This is a genomic window from Streptomyces sp. NPDC036764, from assembly GCF_055609385.1.
Window position 1 is genome coordinate 396,024 of record NZ_JBVJPT010000005.1, and the last position, 18,254, is coordinate 414,277.

The 18,254-nt window shown below is 69.3% G+C and carries 15 protein-coding genes; 6 read left to right on the forward strand and 9 right to left on the reverse strand.

The annotated features are described in order from the left end of the window. The first annotated feature begins 51 nt into the window (after window positions 1-51). On the forward strand, window positions 52-378 hold the full coding sequence (locus ACZ69Q_RS22500; RefSeq protein WP_471044550.1) for an SH3 domain-containing protein: 327 nt from the start codon (window positions 52-54) through the stop codon (window positions 376-378). Window positions 379-443: 65 nt separating this feature from the next. Here ACZ69Q_RS22500 and ACZ69Q_RS22505 read toward each other — a convergent pair whose 3' ends face one another. The 4 genes from ACZ69Q_RS22505 to ACZ69Q_RS22520 all read right to left on the reverse strand — a co-directional run bounded on the left by ACZ69Q_RS22505 (window position 444) and on the right by ACZ69Q_RS22520 (window position 4,620). Next, window positions 444-2,933, reverse strand: coding sequence for a hypothetical protein (locus tag ACZ69Q_RS22505; RefSeq protein WP_471044552.1), 2,490 nt, complete (start codon window positions 2,931-2,933; stop codon window positions 444-446). 160 nt (window positions 2,934-3,093) lie between these two features. Then, complete coding sequence (locus tag ACZ69Q_RS22510) at window positions 3,094-3,501, reverse strand: DUF6113 family protein (protein ID WP_471044553.1); 408 nt, start codon at window positions 3,499-3,501, stop codon at window positions 3,094-3,096. Then, complete coding sequence (gene mshB, locus ACZ69Q_RS22515; protein WP_471044556.1) at window positions 3,498-4,361, reverse strand: N-acetyl-1-D-myo-inositol-2-amino-2-deoxy-alpha-D-glucopyranoside deacetylase; 864 nt, start codon at window positions 4,359-4,361, stop codon at window positions 3,498-3,500. Before mshB ends, ACZ69Q_RS22510 begins: the two co-directional genes overlap by 4 nt. Before the next feature lie 64 nt (window positions 4,362-4,425). Beyond that, window positions 4,426-4,620, reverse strand: coding sequence for a hypothetical protein (locus ACZ69Q_RS22520; RefSeq protein ID WP_019755516.1), 195 nt, complete (start codon window positions 4,618-4,620; stop codon window positions 4,426-4,428). Between the two features lie 175 nt (window positions 4,621-4,795). Between ACZ69Q_RS22520 and ACZ69Q_RS22525 the strand changes: the two genes are divergently transcribed. Further along, window positions 4,796-6,955: a S9 family peptidase gene (locus ACZ69Q_RS22525; protein ID WP_471044559.1), complete on the forward strand. Its 2,160-nt coding sequence runs from the start codon at window positions 4,796-4,798 to the stop codon at window positions 6,953-6,955. Between the two features lie 164 nt (window positions 6,956-7,119). On the opposite strand, the gene ACZ69Q_RS22530 is transcribed toward ACZ69Q_RS22525, so the two are convergent. Genes ACZ69Q_RS22530 through ACZ69Q_RS22550 form a run of 5 tightly spaced genes read right to left on the reverse strand, consistent with a single transcriptional unit; the run spans window position 7,120 to window position 12,674 of the window. Further along, window positions 7,120-8,154 carry an ABC transporter ATP-binding protein gene (locus ACZ69Q_RS22530; protein ID WP_471044560.1) on the reverse strand — a complete coding sequence of 345 codons (1,035 nt, stop codon included), beginning with the start codon at window positions 8,152-8,154 and terminating at the stop codon, window positions 7,120-7,122. Continuing rightward, a complete protein-coding gene (locus ACZ69Q_RS22535; RefSeq protein ID WP_471044563.1) occupies window positions 8,147-9,121 on the reverse strand; it encodes an ABC transporter ATP-binding protein in 975 nt (324 codons plus the stop codon). The genes ACZ69Q_RS22530 and ACZ69Q_RS22535 overlap by 8 nt, the downstream gene beginning before the upstream one ends. A gap of 8 nt (window positions 9,122-9,129) precedes the next feature. Next, a complete protein-coding gene (locus ACZ69Q_RS22540; RefSeq protein ID WP_471044566.1) occupies window positions 9,130-10,125 on the reverse strand; it encodes an ABC transporter permease in 996 nt (331 codons plus the stop codon). Continuing rightward, a complete protein-coding gene (locus ACZ69Q_RS22545) occupies window positions 10,118-11,041 on the reverse strand; it encodes an ABC transporter permease (protein WP_471044568.1) in 924 nt (307 codons plus the stop codon). Before ACZ69Q_RS22545 ends, ACZ69Q_RS22540 begins: the two co-directional genes overlap by 8 nt. A gap of 7 nt (window positions 11,042-11,048) precedes the next feature. After that, window positions 11,049-12,674: a peptide ABC transporter substrate-binding protein gene (locus ACZ69Q_RS22550; protein ID WP_471044570.1), complete on the reverse strand. Its 1,626-nt coding sequence runs from the start codon at window positions 12,672-12,674 to the stop codon at window positions 11,049-11,051. A gap of 495 nt (window positions 12,675-13,169) precedes the next feature. Here ACZ69Q_RS22550 and ACZ69Q_RS22555 point away from each other — a divergent pair, with 495 nt between their 5' ends. The 4 genes from ACZ69Q_RS22555 (at window position 13,170) to ACZ69Q_RS22570 (ending at window position 18,249) form a co-directional block, all read left to right on the forward strand. Then, on the forward strand, window positions 13,170-14,198 hold the full coding sequence (locus tag ACZ69Q_RS22555; RefSeq protein WP_471044571.1) for an ABC transporter permease: 1,029 nt from the start codon (window positions 13,170-13,172) through the stop codon (window positions 14,196-14,198). A 78-nt stretch (window positions 14,199-14,276) separates the two neighbouring features. After that, window positions 14,277-16,034 carry an ABC transporter substrate-binding protein gene (locus ACZ69Q_RS22560; protein WP_471044573.1) on the forward strand — a complete coding sequence of 586 codons (1,758 nt, stop codon included), beginning with the start codon at window positions 14,277-14,279 and terminating at the stop codon, window positions 16,032-16,034. Between the two features lie 105 nt (window positions 16,035-16,139). Then, window positions 16,140-17,120 (forward strand): ABC transporter permease, encoded by a 981-nt coding sequence (locus ACZ69Q_RS22565; protein ID WP_471044576.1) that lies wholly within the window; start codon window positions 16,140-16,142, stop codon window positions 17,118-17,120. A gap of 94 nt (window positions 17,121-17,214) precedes the next feature. Further along, the gene (locus tag ACZ69Q_RS22570) at window positions 17,215-18,249 is read left to right on the forward strand and encodes an ABC transporter ATP-binding protein (RefSeq protein WP_471044579.1); all 1,035 of its coding nucleotides are present in this window, start codon (window positions 17,215-17,217) and stop codon (window positions 18,247-18,249) included. Window positions 18,250-18,254: the final 5 nt, after the last annotated feature.

Below are 18,254 nucleotides of genomic sequence, written 5' to 3' on the forward strand. Positions count from 1 at the left end.
CGCCGCTCGGCCCGACCCGCCGGGTACCACCATCGCAAGGGGGAAACTGCCATGCGGAAACTTCTCGCAAGCGCCGCCACCGCCATGGTCGCCGTCGCCGGCCTCGCCTTCGCCGCTCCCGCGCAGGCGGCATCGGACTCGGTCTCGGTCCAGGCGATCAACTGCCACGCCAAGGAAAGCGTGAAGATCCGGGCCGGGAAGTCGACCGGCTCGGCCGCGCTCGGGGTCTTCCCCAAGGGCGCGGGAGCGGAGTGCGGCGGGGCCTCCGAAGGCGGAACCTTCACGGCCTGCGGCTACACCGACGGATACTTCTGGATCGCGATCAAGTACCAGGGCATCAAGGGCTACGTGGCCCTGTACTGCATCACGCGCCCGTGACCGCCTGAGACCCGTGAAGGCCCGTCCTGCCCGGACGGGCCTTCACGCGTTCGCACAGTCGTGCCTCAGCTCGGGCTGGTGTCGATGACCCCGGTGCGCTCTGCCGTCGTCTTGCCCCGCAGAGCCTTGCGCAGCGCCGAGACGACGTCCTGCGGCAGGACATCGCGCTTCCCGGTCGCGGTCTCGACCTTCACGCCGTTGAAGGTGGCGCCGTACGCCTTCTTGAGCGCATCGAGGTCGTACGTGTCCACGAGTTTGCCGTCGACGGCCTTGAAGGACAGGATCTTCGGCAGTGACACGGGGCCGAACGGGATGCTGTGGGCCGCGTCGGTCTGAATGGTGACGATGTCGGACATCGCCGGCTTCGCGAACTCCTTCATCATCCGGTCGACCTCGGCGTTCGAGACCGACGGCTGCTGCGTGGTCGTCGGGACGGCCACCGCGGCGGACGTGCCCGTCTCGACCTGGCTGCGGTAGGCCTCCTCGACCGCCTCGGTGGACTTGGCGACGTCGATGCCCTTGCCCGCCTTGCCGTAGACGGCCACGGCCTTGCCGGACTCGAACTTGATCGTGCCCTCGGTCACCGAGCCGGAGCCGCCGGAGGCGTCATCCAGGGCGGCGTGCAGCTTCTCCTCGTCGGTCGGCATGACCGGGTCGACGACCCGCTGGTTGCCGAAGAGGGAGCCGATCACGGAGATCGGGTTGTAGTCGCTGCTCGCGGCCGTGCTGACCGTCTGCTGCATGTCGAACTGGAGCCCCGCCTGGTCCGGCTGCAGCTCCACGGTCTTGCCGCCCACGGACAGCTTCAGCGGCTTGCTGACCCGCTCGTCGAAGGCGTCGTTGAGCTTCTTGACGGCGTCGTCGCGGGTGCCGCCGCCGATGTCGACTCCGAGCACGGTGGTGCCCTTGGGCACGTCGGTGTGGTTCATCAGCAGGCCAGCGCCGTACAGACCGCCCGCGAGGACGACCACGCCGCCGCCGATCAGGGCCCGCTTGCTGCGGCCCTTCTTCTTCGGCGCGCGCGAGGACGAGGAGCTCGGCGAGGACGGCTCGGGGAGCTTCGGGGGCGTGTGCGGCCCGGCGGGCGTGTCTGTGCCGCCCGGCCCGAAGGGGCCGCTCTGGGCGCCGCCGGGCACCACCGGGATGCCGCTGGTGACGGTGTGGCCGGAGACGTTGTCGGCGACGCCGAAGTTCGGGCCGCCGGGCTCGGGGGCCGGCTTCTGCGGGGTGAGGATCGCGGTGTCGTCGCTCATGCCGCCGCCGGGACCGTGGCCCGGGGCGTGGAAGGCGGCGCCGGGGCCGTTCGGACCGGGCCCGCCCGGGCCGTTGCCGGGGGCGCCCGGGCCCGCGGGGCCGGCCGGGCCGACGTTGATGCCGGGAATGCCGGGGCCGCCGGGCGCGCCCGGACCACCGGGACCGCCCGGACCACCGGGACCGCCGGGACCGCGGACGCCGGGGCGGCCTCGGCCGCCCTGTCCGCCGCCGGCGACCGGCGGCACCGCCGGGCCGTCGCCGGTGACCGGACCGGTCGTGGGGCCGGCGGGACCCTGCGGGCCGCCCCGGCCGCCACGGCCGTTCGGGCCGTTGAAGTCGCTGGAGCCACCGAAGTCGCTCGGGGCGTTGAAGTCGGCGGCGGGGTCGAAGCCGGCCGGGCCGCCCTGGGCGGCGTAGCCGCTCGGGCCGTTCGGACCGCCCTGCGCGCCCTGGCCGCCGAAGCCGTTCTGCCCGTTCGGGCCGCCCTGGCCGTTCGGGCCGCCGGTTCCGTTCTCCGCGAAGTACGGCAGGTCGTCGCGGCGCGCCTCACCGCCGGGGCGGGCACCGTTGCCGTTGCCGTTGCCCAGCGGGCCCGCCGCCAGCGCCTCGGTGACGTCGAAGGAGCCGGTGCCGCCGCCGTGCCCGGGAGCCACCGGTCCGCCGGTCGCCCCGGGGAGCCCCGCGCCGCCTGGACGGGAGCCGCCGTCCGGCCGTGCGCCGTTCGCGCCGCCGGGACGGGAGCCTGCGCCGGGCACGCTCATCGAGCCGACGACACCGCCGGGCCGCCCGGGACCGGTACCCGCGCCGGGCGCCTGAGCGCCCGTACCGGCGGAACCGCCCGCGCCGGGAGCTGAACCGCCGGGCATACCGGCACCGTTGGTGGCCGGGCCGCCCTGACCGCCCTTGCCGCCCGAGGACTTGCGCGGTGCGAACCAGTCGCTCGTCTTCTCCCCCGGCTGCGCGGCGGGTTCGGCCGGGGGCTCGGTGTTGCCCGTGGCCGCGGCCGTGGCGCCGGCGGGCGGCGGCGCCTCGGTGTCGGCGCCGTCGCCGGGATTCTCGGCGTCGGAGACGGGCTTTCTGACGACGACCGGCGGAATGGGCCGCGATCCGGGGATGTTGATCCGGATCCGGGTCGTCAGCGTCGTCTCGGTCTTGCGTTCCTCCGGCTGAGCGGCCGAACGGCCCCCGTCCGCAGCGCTGTCGGAAGCCATGGGGGTCCCGTACGGCGGCGTGCCCGAGGGGTATGCGGCTCCGCCGCGCCCGTTGGGCCCGGAGGACGGAGTGTCAGTTTCACGACTCAAGGCAGGTTCTCCCGGTTGGCTCCACCGCCCGTTTCGACCTCATTGCTGTGGGCGGCTCGGCGGCGCGCACCACCATACTGGCCACCTCTGGCGCGTATCCCACGACCGCCTGGGAAACCCACACGGGACTCGCACGAGTGCGTCGTGGAGAAGTGGTACGTCAATTGCCAAGTCGGACGTCGTCGCCACCCGGTTGCCCCAACGGCGCGAGGGTGGCACAGATCACAGCAACGGCCATGCCCCCGAGCAGGAAGAGGTAGGAGGCGGCTCCTGTGCCGAACAGGAAATCGCCCTCCGGACGGCTGGCGGTCAGCAGGATGACGGAGATCATCCAGCCGCCGGCGGGTGCGACGGCCCCTGCGCGGCCGCCCATCGCCCGGGCGGCGCCCAGCAGCAGCCCGGCCTCGCCGGCGATGGCGAGCAGCAGCCCGCCCGGGAACCACGCGGGCTGCACCAGCGCGCCGGCCACGCCGACCACCGCGCCGAGCACGAAGAGGGCGAGGTAGGCCAGGGCCCGCAGGGCGGAGGGCCGCTTCAGCTTCAGCGGCTGGGCGAGCATGGAGCTCATGACGCCTCCCCGGGCGTGAGACCGGCGAACAGGTCGGTCTCCGGCCGTGCCCCCGCCGCACCGCGCACCAACTCGTAGTACTCGGTGGTGAACAGGGGCTGCGCGAGCTCGTTGGACAGCGCGAAGTACGGCTCGGCGACCTCGATCTGGGTGGCGTGCGCCCGCATCGCGGCGGCCTTGGCGGCGGCGTGCGCGGTGCCGTCGATCACGGTGGTGATCCGCTCGTCGGCGACGACTCCCGGTACGTCGGCGACGGTGGCGGCCTTGCCGAACGGCAGTTCGGGCAGATCCGCCCGAAGCCGGGCGAACGCCTCGTCGGCCGCGGTGCCCGGGACCCGGTTCCAGTAGATCTTGGGGATCTCCCACCCGGCGTCCACGGCGAGCTCGGCCGCGCGCATGGCGATGCGGTGGGCCTGGATGTGGTCGGGGTGGCCGTAGCCGCCGTCGGGGTCGTAGGTGACCAGGACCTGGGGGCGTACCTCCAGGATCACCTCGACCAGCTCGCGGGCGGCCTCGTCGAGGTCCGCCTGCCACAGGCTCGCGGGGTCGTCGTTGTCGGCGAGGCCCATCATCCCGGAGTCCTCGTAACGGCCCCTGCCGCCGAGGAGACGGAAGTCCTCGACGCCGAGCTCGCGCATCGCGGCGGTGAGCTCCCCCAGGCGGTGTTCGCCCAGCTCGGCACCGGTGAGGTGCCGAAGCTCCGGGGGAATGACCTCGCCGTGCTCGCCGAGGGTGCAGGTCACCAGGGTGACCCGGGCACCCTCGGCCGCGTACCTGGCCATGGTCGCGCCGTTGTTGATCGACTCGTCATCCGGGTGCGCGTGCACCAGGAGAAGACGCCGGTCGGGGAGTTCCGTCATGGACCCCACCCTACGAGGCGGCCGTGGGGTCCCCCCGCTCGGGCGAAGCCGAGAGTGGGGGAGCTCAGAACTTGATGCTTCCGATCATGCCCGCGATGTTCGTCGTCAGCTCGCTGATGGTCGGAGCGACGGTCGAGGACGCCAGGTAGAAGCCCAGCAGCATGCAGACCACCGCATGTCCGGCCTTCAACCCTGATTTCTTGATCAGAAGGAAGACGATGATCGCCAGCAGCACCACCGCCGAAATCGAGAGTGCCACGGCGGCTCACCTCCAAGAATCCCAAGCGCGGGGGTCGGACTATGGGGGCAGATAAATCCATCAAGCAGCCAGCAGGTTCATACCCACTATGCGGTTGTGATCATAACTATCCGTACGTGCGCATCGATCGGCGCACAGCCGCACAAGGGGGCGCACTGGCCAATATGGTCGGGGCATGACGACCGACCCTGTGTCCTTCCCCCGACGGCACGCCCGCACCCAGAGGTTCACGCTCGGCGCGCCGCGCGCGTTCGCGGCGTCGCCCGACGGTTCCCGTGTCGTGTTCCTGCGCTCCACCTCCGGTACGGACCCGGCGAGTTCGCTGTGGGTGCTCGACACACTGAGCGGCGAGGAGCGCGTGGCCGCCGACCCGCGCGCCCTGCTGGGCGGCGCCTCGGAGGACCTCTCGCCCGAGGAGCGGGCGCGGCGCGAGCGCAGCCGTGAGGGCGGCGCCGGCATCGTCGGCCACGCCACCGACCACGCCGTCGAGTTGGCGTCTTTCGCCTTGTCAGGGCGGCTTTTCACGGCCGAGCTGCAAGCCGGGACGGCCCGCGAACTCCCCGTCCCCGGACCGGTGATCGACCCGCGCCCCTCCCCCGACGGACGGCACATCGCGTACGTCACGCAGGGCGCCCTGCGGGTGGTGGGCGCCGAGGGCGAGGGTGACCGTGCGCTCGCCGAGCCCGAGTCGGACGGGGTCACCTACGGGCTGGCCGAGTTCATCGCGGCCGAGGAGATGGCCCGCTACCGGGGCTTTTGGTGGAGCCCCGAGTCGGACCGGCTCCTGGTGGCGCGCGCGGACGACACGCCGGTGCACCGGTGGTGGATCTCCGATCCGGCACGTCCGGAGCGGGAGCCGCAGCGGGTGGCGTACCCGGCGGCGGGAACGCCGAACGCGGACGTCCGGCTGTTCGTGATCGGGCTGGACGGGGTGCGCACGGAGGTCTCCTGGGACCGGGCGCGCTACCCCTATCTGGCGCGAGTGCACTGGTCAGCGGCGGGTGCGCCGCTGCTGCTCGTACAGGCGCGCGACCAGGTCAGCCAACTGTTCCTGGCCGTGGACCCGGCGACGGGGGCGACCCGGATGGTGCACGCCGACGAAGATCCACAATGGCTGGAACTTTTCCCTGGCGTGCCCTGCTGGAGCCCTGCCGGGCAGCTCGTGCGCATCGCCGACGAGGGCGGCGCGCGGGTGCTCACGGTGGGTGAACGCCCGCTGACGGGGCCGCAGTTGCACGTCCGCGCGGTGCTGGACGTCACCTCCGACGACGTGCTGATCTCGGCGTCGGCGGGCGAGGCCGCGGCCGAACCCGAGATCGGCGAAGTGCATGTGTATCGGGTGAACGAGCTCGGCGTGGAGCGTGTGTCACAGGAGCCCGGCGTGCACTCGGCGGTGCGTGCCGGGGGCGTGACGGTGCTCGTGTCCCATACGCCCGACCGGCCCGGGGCCGAGGTCCAGGTACTGCGCGACGGCGACCGAAGGGAGAAGGGGGTACCCCCGGCCGGAGGCTGGGGGAGGATTGGCTTGGTCCGCTCCTATGCCGAAGATCCGGGTCTGTCTCCGCGCATGACCCTCACCACAGGGGGCGCACGCCGCATCCCGTGCGCCGTGCTTATGCCTCGGGACTACGCCGGTGACACCCCACTCCCGGTTTTGCTGGATCCCTACGGGGGACCGCACGGCCAGCGGGTGGTGGCCGCCCACAACCCGCATCTGACCTCCCAGTGGTTCGCCGACCAGGGCTTCGCGGTGATCGTCGCGGACGGCCGCGGCACCCCGGGACGCTCGCCCGCCTGGGAGAAGGCGGTCAAGGACGACATCGCGGCGGTCGTGGTGCAGGACCAGATCGACGCGTTGCAGGGGCTCGCCGAGCGGTTCCCGCTCGACCTGACCCGGGTGGCGATCCGGGGCTGGTCCTTCGGCGGCTATCTGGCGGGGCTCGCGGTGCTGCGCCGCCCGGATGTCTTCCACGCGGCCGTCGTCGGCGCCCCGGTCACCGACCTGCGTCTGTACGACACCCACTACCAGGAGCGCTACGTCGGGCACCCCGAGGAACAGCCGGAGGTCTACCGGCGCAACTCGATGATCGACGACGCGGGCCTGGTGGAGGCGGCCGAGCCGCACCGACCGATGATGATCGTGCACGGGCTGGCGGACGACAACGTGGTCGTCGCGCACTCCCTGCGGCTGTCCTCGGCGCTGCTCGCAGCCGGCCGCCCGCACGAGGTGCTGCCGCTGTCCGGGGTGACCCACATGACCCCGCAGGAAGAGGTCGCGGAGAACCTGCTGCTGCTCCAGCTCGACTTCCTGAAGCGGTCGCTCGGGCTCGGCTAGACGGCAACGGACCGGGGTGACATGGCGCACCCCGGTCCGTTTACGGCACCCGCACGGCCGTACGCTGTACAGCCTGACGCGTCCGTATATCGGAACCGGGTCGGCGAAGTTGCCTGCGTGTTAACGCAGTTGATGTGCCTTTGTGTGGCTATGGCCGCACCGGTTCACCGGGCCTCGGCCGCGACCACCTGCTTCTCCTCCGCGAAATGGCACGCCGAGTCGTGCAGCGCGGGCCCGCTCGACTCCCGCAGCCGCGCCGGCACCGCGAGCAGCGGCTCCTCTTCGGCGCAGCGCTCCTGCGCCTTCCAGCACCGGGTGCGGAAGCGGCAGCCGGAGGGCACGTTCGTCGGGGACGGGACGTCGCCGGTGAGGATGATGCGCTCGCGGCGCTCCCGGGCCTCCGGATCCGGGACGGGGACCGCGGAGAGCAACGCCTGGGTGTAGGGGTGCGTGGGATGGTCGTAGATCTCGGTGTCCCGGCCGGTTTCCACGATCCGCCCGAGGTACATCACCCCGACCCGGTCGGAGATGTGCCGGACGATCGACAGGTCGTGGGCGATGAAGACGTAGGAGAGGTCGAACTCGCTCTGCAGGCGGTCCATCAGGTTGATGACCTGGGCCTGGACGGAGACGTCGAGGGCGGAGACCGGTTCGTCGGCGACGATGACCTCCGGGCGCAGGGCCAGGCCCCGCGCGATGCCGATGCGCTGGCGCTGGCCGCCGGAGAACTGGTGCGGATAGCGGTTGATGTACTCGGGGTTGAGGCCGACCACGTCCAGCAGCTCCTGGACCTTCCTGCGCCGCTCGCCCTTGGGCGCCGCCTCGGGATGGATCTCGTACGGCTCCCCGATGATGTCGCCCACCGTCATACGGGGGTTGAGAGAGGTGTACGGGTCCTGGAAGACCATCTGGATGTTGCGCCGTACGGCCTTCAGGGCGCGGCCGGACAGCCGGGTGATGTCCTCGCCCTTGTACTTGATGGAGCCGGCCGTCGGGCGTTCCAGGTTGACCAGCATCCTGGCGACCGTCGACTTGCCGCAGCCGGACTCGCCGACGATGCCGAGGGTCTCGCCGCGGTGGAGGGTGAGGTCGACGCCGTCGACCGCCTTGACCGAGCCGACCTGTTTCCTGAACAGGACGCCCCGGGTGAGCGGGTAGTGCTTGACGAGCCCGCGGGCCTGAAGAATCGCCTCAGCCATTCAGGCACTCCCTCCACAGGTGGCAGGCGCTGCGCCGGTCCGCGGAGACCTCGTAGGGGGGAGGCACGTCGGTGCGGCACACGTCCTGGGCCATCGGGCAGCGCGGGTGGAAGGCGCAGCCCTGCGGGATGTTCATGAGGTTGGGCGGCAGGCCCTTGATGGCGTACAGCTCCTGGCCCTTGAGATCCAGGCGCGGGATGGATTCCAGCAGGCCGCGGGTGTAGGGGTGGGCGGGCGCCTTGTAGATGTCGTGGACCGGCGCCGACTCCACGATCCGGCCCGCGTACATCACCGCGATCCGGTCGGCGACGTCCGCGACCACGCCGAGGTCGTGGGTGATGAGGATCAGGGCCATGGCGTACTCGCGTTGCAGCTCCGCCAACAGATCCATGACCTGGGCCTGGACGGTGACGTCGAGGGCGGTCGTCGGCTCGTCGGCGATGATGAGCGCCGGTTCGAGGGCGAGGGCCATCGCGATCATGATGCGCTGGCGCATGCCGCCGGAGAACTGGTGCGGGTACTGCTTCACGCGCTCGTTGGCGGCCGGGATGCGGACACGGTCCATCAGCTCGACGGCCTTCGCCCGCGCGTCCCGCCTCGACATGCCCCGGTGCACGACGAACATCTCGCCGAGCTGCTCCCCCACGGAGAGCACGGGGTTGAGGGAGGACAGCGCGTCCTGGAAGATCATCGCCATCTCGGCGCCGCGGACCCTGCGCCGCTCCTGTTCCTTCAGCCCCAGCAGGTCCCGCCCCTGGAAGAGGATCTCGCCCCCGGTGATCCGGCCGGGCGGTGTGTCGAGGATGCCCATCACGGCCTGCGCGGTCACCGACTTCCCGGACCCGGACTCTCCGAGCACGGCGAGGGTCTCGCCCGCGTCCACGCCGAAACTGACGCCGTTGACGGCCTGGGCGACCCCGTCCCTGGTGCGGAACTCCACATGCAGGTCGCGCACTTCGAGCAGCATGCGGCGGCTCACCTCAGCTTCGGGTCGAGGGCGTCGCGCACGGCGTCGCCGAGCATGATGAACGCCAGGACGGTGACGGCGAGCGCTCCGGACGGCCACAGCAGGGCGTGGGGCGCGTTGCGGATGTACGGGGACGCCGCCGAGATGTCGATGCCCCAGGAGACGCTCGGCGGCTTCAGGCCCACGCCCAGATAGGACAGGGTCGCCTCCAGCGCGATGTAGGTGCCCAGCGCGATGGTCGCGACCACGATCACCGGGGCCACCGCGTTCGGGGCGATGTGGCGCAGCAGGATCCGGGAGTTCGAGGCGCCCAGGGCGCGGGCCGCCTGGACGTAGTCGTTCTGCTTGGCGGTGATGACCGCGCCGCGGGCGATGCGGGAGATCTGCGGCCAGCCGAGCAGCGCGATGAAGCCGATGACCGGCCAGACGCTGTTGGCGGTCACGACCGACAGCAGGACCAGGCCGCCGAGGACGACCGGGATGGCGAAGAAGACGTCGGTGATCCGGGAGAGGACCGAGTCCCACAGGCCGCCGAAGAAGCCGGCGAGCGCGCCCAGCACCGAGCCGAGGAGGGCGACCCCGAGTGTGGCGCAGACACCGACCGAGACGGACGTACGCGCGCCGTAGACGGTGCGGGTGTAGACGTCGCAGCCCTGTCCGTCGTAGCCGAAGGGATGGCCCGGCCCGGCGCCCTGCTGGGCCTTGGCGAGGTCGCACTTGAGCGGGTTGCCGGAGGCGATCAGCGAGGGCCACAGGGAGATGACGACGAGGAAGACGATGATCAGGGCCGAGACCAGGAAGACCGGGTTGCGGCGCAGGTCCCGCCAGGCGTCGGACCACAGGGACCGGGGTCTGTCCGTCGGTTCCGGCCCGCCGCCCGCCACCCCGTCGGCGGCCGGCGGCCGCTTCTCAAGGATCTCCGCCTCGGTCGTGGCGAGGCCCGTCACCGCGCCCATGGCCGTGCCGGCGGCGGCACCCTCCGGCTCGAACGGCGGCTCAGGCATAGCGGATCCTCGGGTCGAGTACGGCGTACAGGAGGTCGACGACCAGGTTGCACAGGAGGAAGACGAGGACGAGGACCGTCACGAAGCCGACGACGGTCTGGGTGTTCTGGCGCAGGATGCCCTGGTAGAGCTGGTAGCCGACGCCGTGGATGTTGAAGATCCGCTCGGTGACGATCGCCCCGCCCATCAGGAAGCCGATGTCGGCGCCGATGAAGGTGACGACGGGGATGAGGGAGTTGCGCAGCAGATGCCGGGTGACGACCCGGCGCCTGGGCAGGCCCTTGGCGACGGCCGTACGGACGTAGTCGGAGCTGCGGTTCTCCGCGATGGAGGTGCGGGTCAGACGGGTGACGTACGCCAGCGAGACCGAGGCGAGGACGAGGCCCGGCACGAGCAGCTCGTCGAAGGGGGCGTTGGGGGAGACGGACGGGCGGATCCAGCCCCACTCCACGCCGAGCAGCAACTGCAGCAGCAGGCCGGTGACGAAGGTGGGGACGGAGATCACGACGAGGGTGAGCAGGAGGACGCCGGTGTCGACGGGGCGGCCGCGGCGCAGGCCCGTGACGACGCCCAGGGTGATCCCGATGACGACCTGGAAGACGATCGCCACGATCGTCAGCCGGATGGTGACGGGGAAGGCCGTGGACATCAGCTCGGTGACTTCCTGCCCGTTGAACGCCGTACCGAAGTCCCCGGTGAACAGGTTCCCCATGTAGGTCAGGTATTGCTGCCACACCGGCTTGTCGAGGCCGAACTCCCTCCTGAGCTGGGCGGCCGTCGCCGGGTCGCACTGCCGGTCGCCGCACAGGCCCGCGACGGGGTCGCCCATCACGTTCACCATGAGGAAGATCAGCAGGGTGGCCCCGATGAACACCGGGACCATCTGCACCAGGCGCCGGATCACGTACCCGACCATGGCGGACTCAGCCGACCTTGATCTCGTTGTAGACGGGGACGCTGAACGGGTTGAGGGCCACGTCCGACAGCCGGTCCGACCAGCCGGCGCTGCCGTTCTGGTACCAGAGCGGGATGGACGCCATGTTGTCCCGGACGACCTCCTCGGCCCGCTGGAAGGTCTGGACGGCCTTGGCGACGTCGGTCTCGGCGTTGGCCCGGTCGATGAGCTTGTCGAACTCCTGGTTGGACCACTTGCCGTCGTTGGAGGAGGCGTTGGTGTAGTAGAGCGGCTGGAGGAAGTTCTGGGGCAGCGGGTAGTCCATCTGCCAGCCCGCCCGGAAGGGGCCGGAGAGCTTCTGGGTCGTGGACTTGCTGCGGAAGTCGGCGAAGGTGCCGATCGGGTTGCCGACGCAGGCCCGGTCGTTGTCCAGGGCGTTGTTGATGGAGTTGCAGACGGCGTCCACCCACAGCTTGTGGGAGCCGGTGTCCGCGTTGTACGTGATCTTCACCTGGCCGCCGGGCAGCCCCCCGCCCTCGGCGATGAGCTTCTTGGCCGCCGCGGCGTCGTACTCGCACCACTGACCGCACAGCCCCGCCTTGTAGCCGCCCTCGGCGCCGAGGACGGGTGAGGTCCAGTCGGTGGCGGGGGTGCGGGTCCCCTGGAAGATCGTCCGGGTGATCTGCTCGCGGTCGATCGCCCGGGACAGCCCCTGGCGGACCTTGACCGAGCCGGGCTTGTTCCACTCCTTGTCGTAGTGGGGGAAGGACAGGGTCTGGATGATGCCGGCCGGGGTGTTCAGATACCGGTCGCCGAGGTCGCCGCGGACGTTCTTGAGCTGCTGGGCCGGTACGTCGTCGACGAGGTCGAGGTTGCCGGCGATCAGGTCGGTGTAGGCCGTGTTGTTGTCCGTGTAGACCTTGAGGGTGACGCCGTCGTTGCGCGCCGCGTCCTCGCCCGGGTAGGCGCCCCACTTCGCCAGTCGCATCTCGGAGCCCTTGGTGTACGACTCGACGGTGTAGGGGCCGTTGCCGACGGGCTTGGACAGCCATGCGGCGTGGTCGTCGAAGAACATCCGGGGCAGCGGGACGAAGGCGTTGTAGCCGAGGGTCTCGGGGAAGCTGGAGAACTTCTGGCTGAGCCTGACGGTGAAGGTCCGGTCGTCCACGACCTTCAGGCCGGACATGGTGTCGGCGCTCTGCGCGCCCTGGGCGGGGTGGACCTGGTCGTAGCCGTCGATGTAGCTGAAGAAGTAGGCGTTCTTCTGGTTGTTCTTCAGGCTCGCCCCGTAGTTCCAGGCGTCCACGAAGGACTTCGCGGTGACCTTCTCGCCGTTGCTGAAGGTCCAGCCGTCCTTGACGGTGATCGTGTAGTTCCTCGAGTCGGGGGTCTCGATGCGCTCCGCGAGCATGTCCTCGGCCTCGCCGGTCTTCGGGTCGTACTGCTTCAGCCCGCGGAAGATCATGTAAAGCACCTTGCCGCCCTGCACCTCGTTGGTGTTGGCGGGCTCCAGCGGGTTCTGCGGATCGGTCCACGAAGAGCTCAGTACCGCGCCGCCGGCGCCGGTGCTGTCACCCCCGCCCCCGCAGGCGGTCGTCGCGAGCGCAACCGCCATCGCGCATGCGGCCCATCGGGCGTGCGTCGCTCCACGCATGGAGTGCCTCCTCTGACTACTGATCCGTTACGGGCCAATATCGAGTCAAAAGCCGCATACCGCACACGGACTCCGGCCAATGGGGCGAGACACCATCCGGATGCACGCATCCGCGCGAGCGACGAAACGGACTTCTCCGTCCACCCCCTTCACGCGGTCCGTCGATCTTCGACAGACCGCGCAATGGATCTTCGCCATCCGATGCCGAACCGTTGGATTACGACCCTTGGATGTACACATTTCGGTACTGGAGCGTCCGCATAACGAACTTGTTGCCCGAATAGTCCAGTTGGTCCGAGTCAAGGCACGACTCCATCACGTTGCGCTACCCGCGTAGCTACGGAACGGTCAAGACAGGGTAAAGAACGTAAAGAGACAACCAACTCGGCCGAGAATTTATTGACCTTGAATGAATTGCGTTGAAAAAGTCCGGCGTAGCCCGTAGGGGAGCGTGCCCTGCGGAGTCATCAGACCCTCCCTTGGGCCAGGAGCACCATGACCCCCCCAACTCCATCCGCGGCTGCCCCGCTTGAGGCGACTGACGAGAGCATCGAGAAGTCGCCTTCGCCCTCCACCCATAAGGGCAACGAGAGCCGCTCGCCTGGACGGCTGGCGTGGAACCGCTTCAAGCGGGACCGCACGGGCGTCATATCGGCGTACGTCGTGATCTTCTTCTTCGTCGTCGCACTCGGCGCTCCACTGATAGCCAAGCTGTATGGCAAGGATCCGTACACCACCTATGCGAGTGCACACCCCGAGCTGCTCAACGCCTTCGCGTACCCGGCGGGTCCGAACGGCGGCATCAGCTCGGACTTCTGGTTCGGTGTCGAGCCGCAGCTCGGCCGTGACGTCTTCACCTTCCTGCTCTACGCGATCCGCAACTCGCTGGGCATCGCCCTCGCCGCCACCCTGCTGACCGTGACGCTCGGCGTGGTCATCGGCGTCACCGCGGGCTACCTCGGCGGCAAGACGGACTACTTCGTGGGCCGGGTGATCGACATCCTGCTGTCGTTCCCGTCCACCCTCTTCTTCATCGCCTTCATGCCGGTCGTGTACGGCCTCTTCGTCGCCCCTGACGAGAACATCCCGACCTCGCTGCGTGCCGCCGGCCTGATCGTCGTGCTCTCCGCCTTCGGCTGGGCCTCCATCGCCCGCCTGCTGCGCGGCCAGGTACTCGGCCTGCGCGAGCGGGAGTTCGTCGAAGCGGCCAAGGTCACGGGCGCATCACCGCGGCGTATCGTCTTCAAGGAGCTGCTGCCCAACCTGTGGACGCCGATCATCATCCAGTCCACGCTGATGCTCCCGGCGTTCGTGACGGCGGAGGCGGGTCTCGCCTTCCTCGGGGTCGGCATGATCGACCCGACCCCGGACTGGGGCGTCATGATCCAGCGAGGCGCCCAGTTCTACACCGAGGACCTCACCTTCATGCTCTTCCCGGGCCTGGCCATGGTGATCTTCGTGCTCGCGTTCAACCTCCTCGGTGACTCGGTGCGTGACGCACTCGACCCGAAGTCCAAGCGCTGACTCCGGCTTCTTTCAGGACCACGGCAAAGTCGCCGGGTGCCGGATCTCTCTCATCAACCCACTTCAAGGCAGGATGCGATGTCCTTCTCGCGTAGAAACTTCCTGATCGCCACCGGCGTAGCCGCGGCCTCGACCACCGTGCTGAGCGCGTGCAGCAGCGGCAGCGAGGGGGGCTCGTCGAACGACGCCCCGAAGGTCACCGGCTCCAAGACCACCGAGATCCCGGTGGGCACGAAGGCCGACTCCACCGGTCCGGCCCCCGAGGTCAAGGGCGCGGTCAAGGGCGGGACGATCTACTCGCTCCAGCAGTTCGACATGGACCACATGGACCCGGGTCAGATCTACGTCTCGACCGAGTCCGCCATCACCGTGCCGATCATGCGCGGTCTGACCGGCTACAAGCTGGACGACAAGGGTGCGGCCACCCTGGTCGGCGACGCCGCGACCGACGCCGGCACGATGAAGGACGGCGGCAAGACCTGGTCCTTCACGCTCAAGGACGGCATCAAGTGGGAGGACGGCTCCGACCTCTCCATGGACGACGTCCGCCACACCTTCGAGCGCCTCTTCGCGAGCTTCATCACCGAGGGTCCGGTCTACGTCCAGGAGTTCCTGGTCGGCGGCGACAAGTACGAGGGCCCCTACGACGGCAAGAGCCTCGACTCCATCGAGATCGACGGCAAGACCGTCACCTTCCGCCTCAAGGAAGCCCGCGTCGACTTCAACTACACGCTCGCGATGCGTGGTTACTCCTTCGTGCCGAAGAAGCAGGACACCAAGGAGAAGTACGACAAGCGCCCGTTCTCCTGCGGCCCGTACAAGGTCGAGAGCCGTAGCGTCGGCAAGTCGATGACCTTCGTGCGCAACGAGCACTGGGACGCGAAGACGGACCCGATCCGCAACAACTACCCGGACAAGTACGTCTTCCAGATGGGCTACGAGCTCGTCGCCTCGACCGACCGCTGGATCGCGGACCAGGGCAACGACCAGTACGCGGTGCCGATCTTCAACGAGGTCGCCCCCGAGCGCCTCGCCCAGGTCCTCACCAAGCCCGAGCTGAAGAAGCGCGTCCTCACCGCGGTCGACACGGTCACCTACTACTGGCCGATCAACATGACCCGGGTCAAGGACCTCAAGGTCCGCCAGGCCATCAACCACGCCTGGCCGCACCAGCAGCTCCAGACCATCGGCGGCGGTGCCGCGTCCCAGGAGATCGCCACCACGATCTTCGCCCCGGTGACGCCCGGTTACACCAAGTTCGACCTGTACGGCGTCGACAAGAAGCCGGGCGGCGACCCCGAGAAGGCCAAGGCCCTGCTGAAGGAAGCCGGCAAGGTCGGCTACAAGCTGGTCATCGCCTACCAGCAGTCGGACACCGCGGTGAAGACCGCCGTCGCCATCAAGAACGCGCTGGAGGCGGCCGGCTTCCAGGTCGTCAACAAGCAGGTCGACAAGTCGACGTTCTACACTCAGATCGGCAAGATCGACAACGACTTCGACCTGTTCGCCGCCGGCTGGAGCCCGGACTGGCCGGGCGGTTACTCGCAGTTCTACCCGTGCTGGAGCGGCAAGAACATCGGCGACGGCCGCAGCAACTACGCGCAGCTCAACGACCCCAGCGTCAACAAGGCCATCGACGCGGCCGGCCAGATCGCGGACGTGGAGAAGGCCAACAAGGCCTGGGGCAACGTCGACAAGATGATCATGGAGCTCGCCGCGGTCGTTCCGGACTACCACAAGATCCGCAACTACCTGTACGGCTCCAAGGTCGGCAACGTGATCTGGGACTCCGGACACACCTGCGTCGCGCTCTGCAAGCTCTACGCCAAGAAGTAAGCGAGCACGACCCCTTGGGGGCGGCCATCCCGTATGGCCGCCCCTGCGGCCCACCCCCCTCTACTTCCCCCCGGCGACGGCGCCCCGTCCGGAAAGTCACGCCTCATGTTCCGCTTCCTTGTCCGCCGAGTCACCGGCGCGCTGGTCATTCTGTTGATCATCAGCGCCATCACCTTCTGGCTCTTCTACGCCGTGCCGCGTGACCCCGCGATGATGTCCTGCGGCAAGAACTGCACGCCCGAGAACCTGGCGCAGATCCGGCAGAACCTGGGCATCGACAAGCCGATCCCGGTGCAGTACTGGCTGTGGCTCGTCGGCGTCTTCGCCGGACGCGACTACACGAGCTGGGGCTACTGCGACGCCCCCTGCCTCGGTTACTCGTTCGCGAACAACGAGCCCGTCTTCGGCACGATCATGGACCGTCTGCCGACGACCCTGTCGCTCGCCTTCGGCGCGGCCGTCGTCTTCCTGATCCTCGGCATCGGCGCGGGCATGATCGCGGCCCTCAAGCAGGGCCAGTTCCTGGACAAGTTCGCCAGCTCCGCCTCGCTGCTCGGCTCCTCGCTCCAGATCTACTTCGTCGGTTACATCGCGATGTTCTTCTTCGTCGCGCAGCTCGGGTGGCTCGACCAGCCGCAGTGGACTCCGCTCACCGACGACCCGACCGCCTGGTTCTCCGGGCTGCTGTTGCCCTGGCTGGTCCTCGCGATCATCTTCACGGCCAACTACACCCGTATGACCCGCTCCCAGCTCGTGGAGCAGCTCAGCGAGGACTACGTCCGTACGGCACGCGCCAAGGGCCTGTCCCGGTCGAACGTCTTCTTCCGGTTCGCCTGGCGCGGCGCGATGGGCCCCATCGTCACGGTGTTCGGCATCGACCTGGGCACGCTCATCGGTGGCGCCATCATCACCGAGTCGACCTTCAGCCTCCCGGGCATCGGCCGGCTCGCGGTGAAGTCCGTGGACCAGAGCGACCTGCCGATGCTGCTCGGGGTGACCCTCCTGGCGGCCGGCGCGATCGTCTTCGCCAACATCATCGTCGACGCCGTCTACGCCCTCATCGATCCACGGATCCGGCTCGCCTGACCCCCGCCCCCGGCGTGCCACCGACCACCCACCGGCATCCCTCCCACCGCCCCACCGGGCGATCCCCTCGCATCACCCCTCCAGGAGCGTCCCCGTGACGAGCACCGATCAGCAGCCCTTCCTCTCCGTCAGGGACCTTCAGGTCCACTTCTCCACCGAGGACGGCATCGTCAAGGCCGTCGACGGGCTCTCCTTCGACCTCGCCAAGGGCCAGACGCTCGGCATCGTGGGTGAGTCGGGATCCGGCAAGTCCGTCACCAACCTGACGATCCTGGGCCTGCACGACCCCCACCGCACCACGATCGACGGCGAGATCCTGCTGGACGGCAAGGAGCTGCTCACGGCCTCCGAGCGGGAGCTGGAGAAGCTGCGCGGCAACAAGATGTCCATGATCTTCCAGGACGCGCTGGCCTCGCTGTCGCCGTACCACACCATCGGTATGCAGATCGGCGAGACCTACCGCAAGCACACCGGCGCCTCCAAGAAGGAGTCCCGGACGCGGGCGATCGAGATGCTGCGCCGGGTCGGCATCCCGCAGCCAGACATGCGGGTGGACGACTACCCGCACCAGTTCTCCGGCGGTATGCGCCAGCGCGCGATGATCGCGATGGCGCTGGTCTGCGACCCCGAACTGCTGATCGCCGACGAGCCGACGACGGCCCTCGACGTGACGGTCCAGGCCCAGATCATGGACCTGCTCAAGGACCTCCAGCAGGAGTTCGGCACGGCGATCATCTTCATCACGCACGACCTCGGTGTCATCGCCGACATCGCGGACGACGTGCTGGTGATGTACGGCGGCCGCTGCGTGGAGCGGGGCACCAAGCAGGAGGTGCTGCGCCGGCCGCAGCACCCGTACACCCTGGGCCTGATGAGCTCCATGCCGAGCCTGGACGGCCCGGTGGACGTGCCGCTGTCGCCGATCCCGGGTTCCCCGCCGTCGCTGCTGAACCCGCCCTCGGGCTGCCGTTTCCACCCGCGGTGCGCCTTCACCGAGAAGGTGTCGGGCGGGCTGTGCTCCAGTGAGCGGCCGTTGCTGGAGGTCGTGGAGGGCAGGGGTTCCGCCTGCCACCTCGCGCCGGACCAGCGCAAGGATCTCTTCGCCGACTACGCCGGTTCCCGGCACTGACGTAC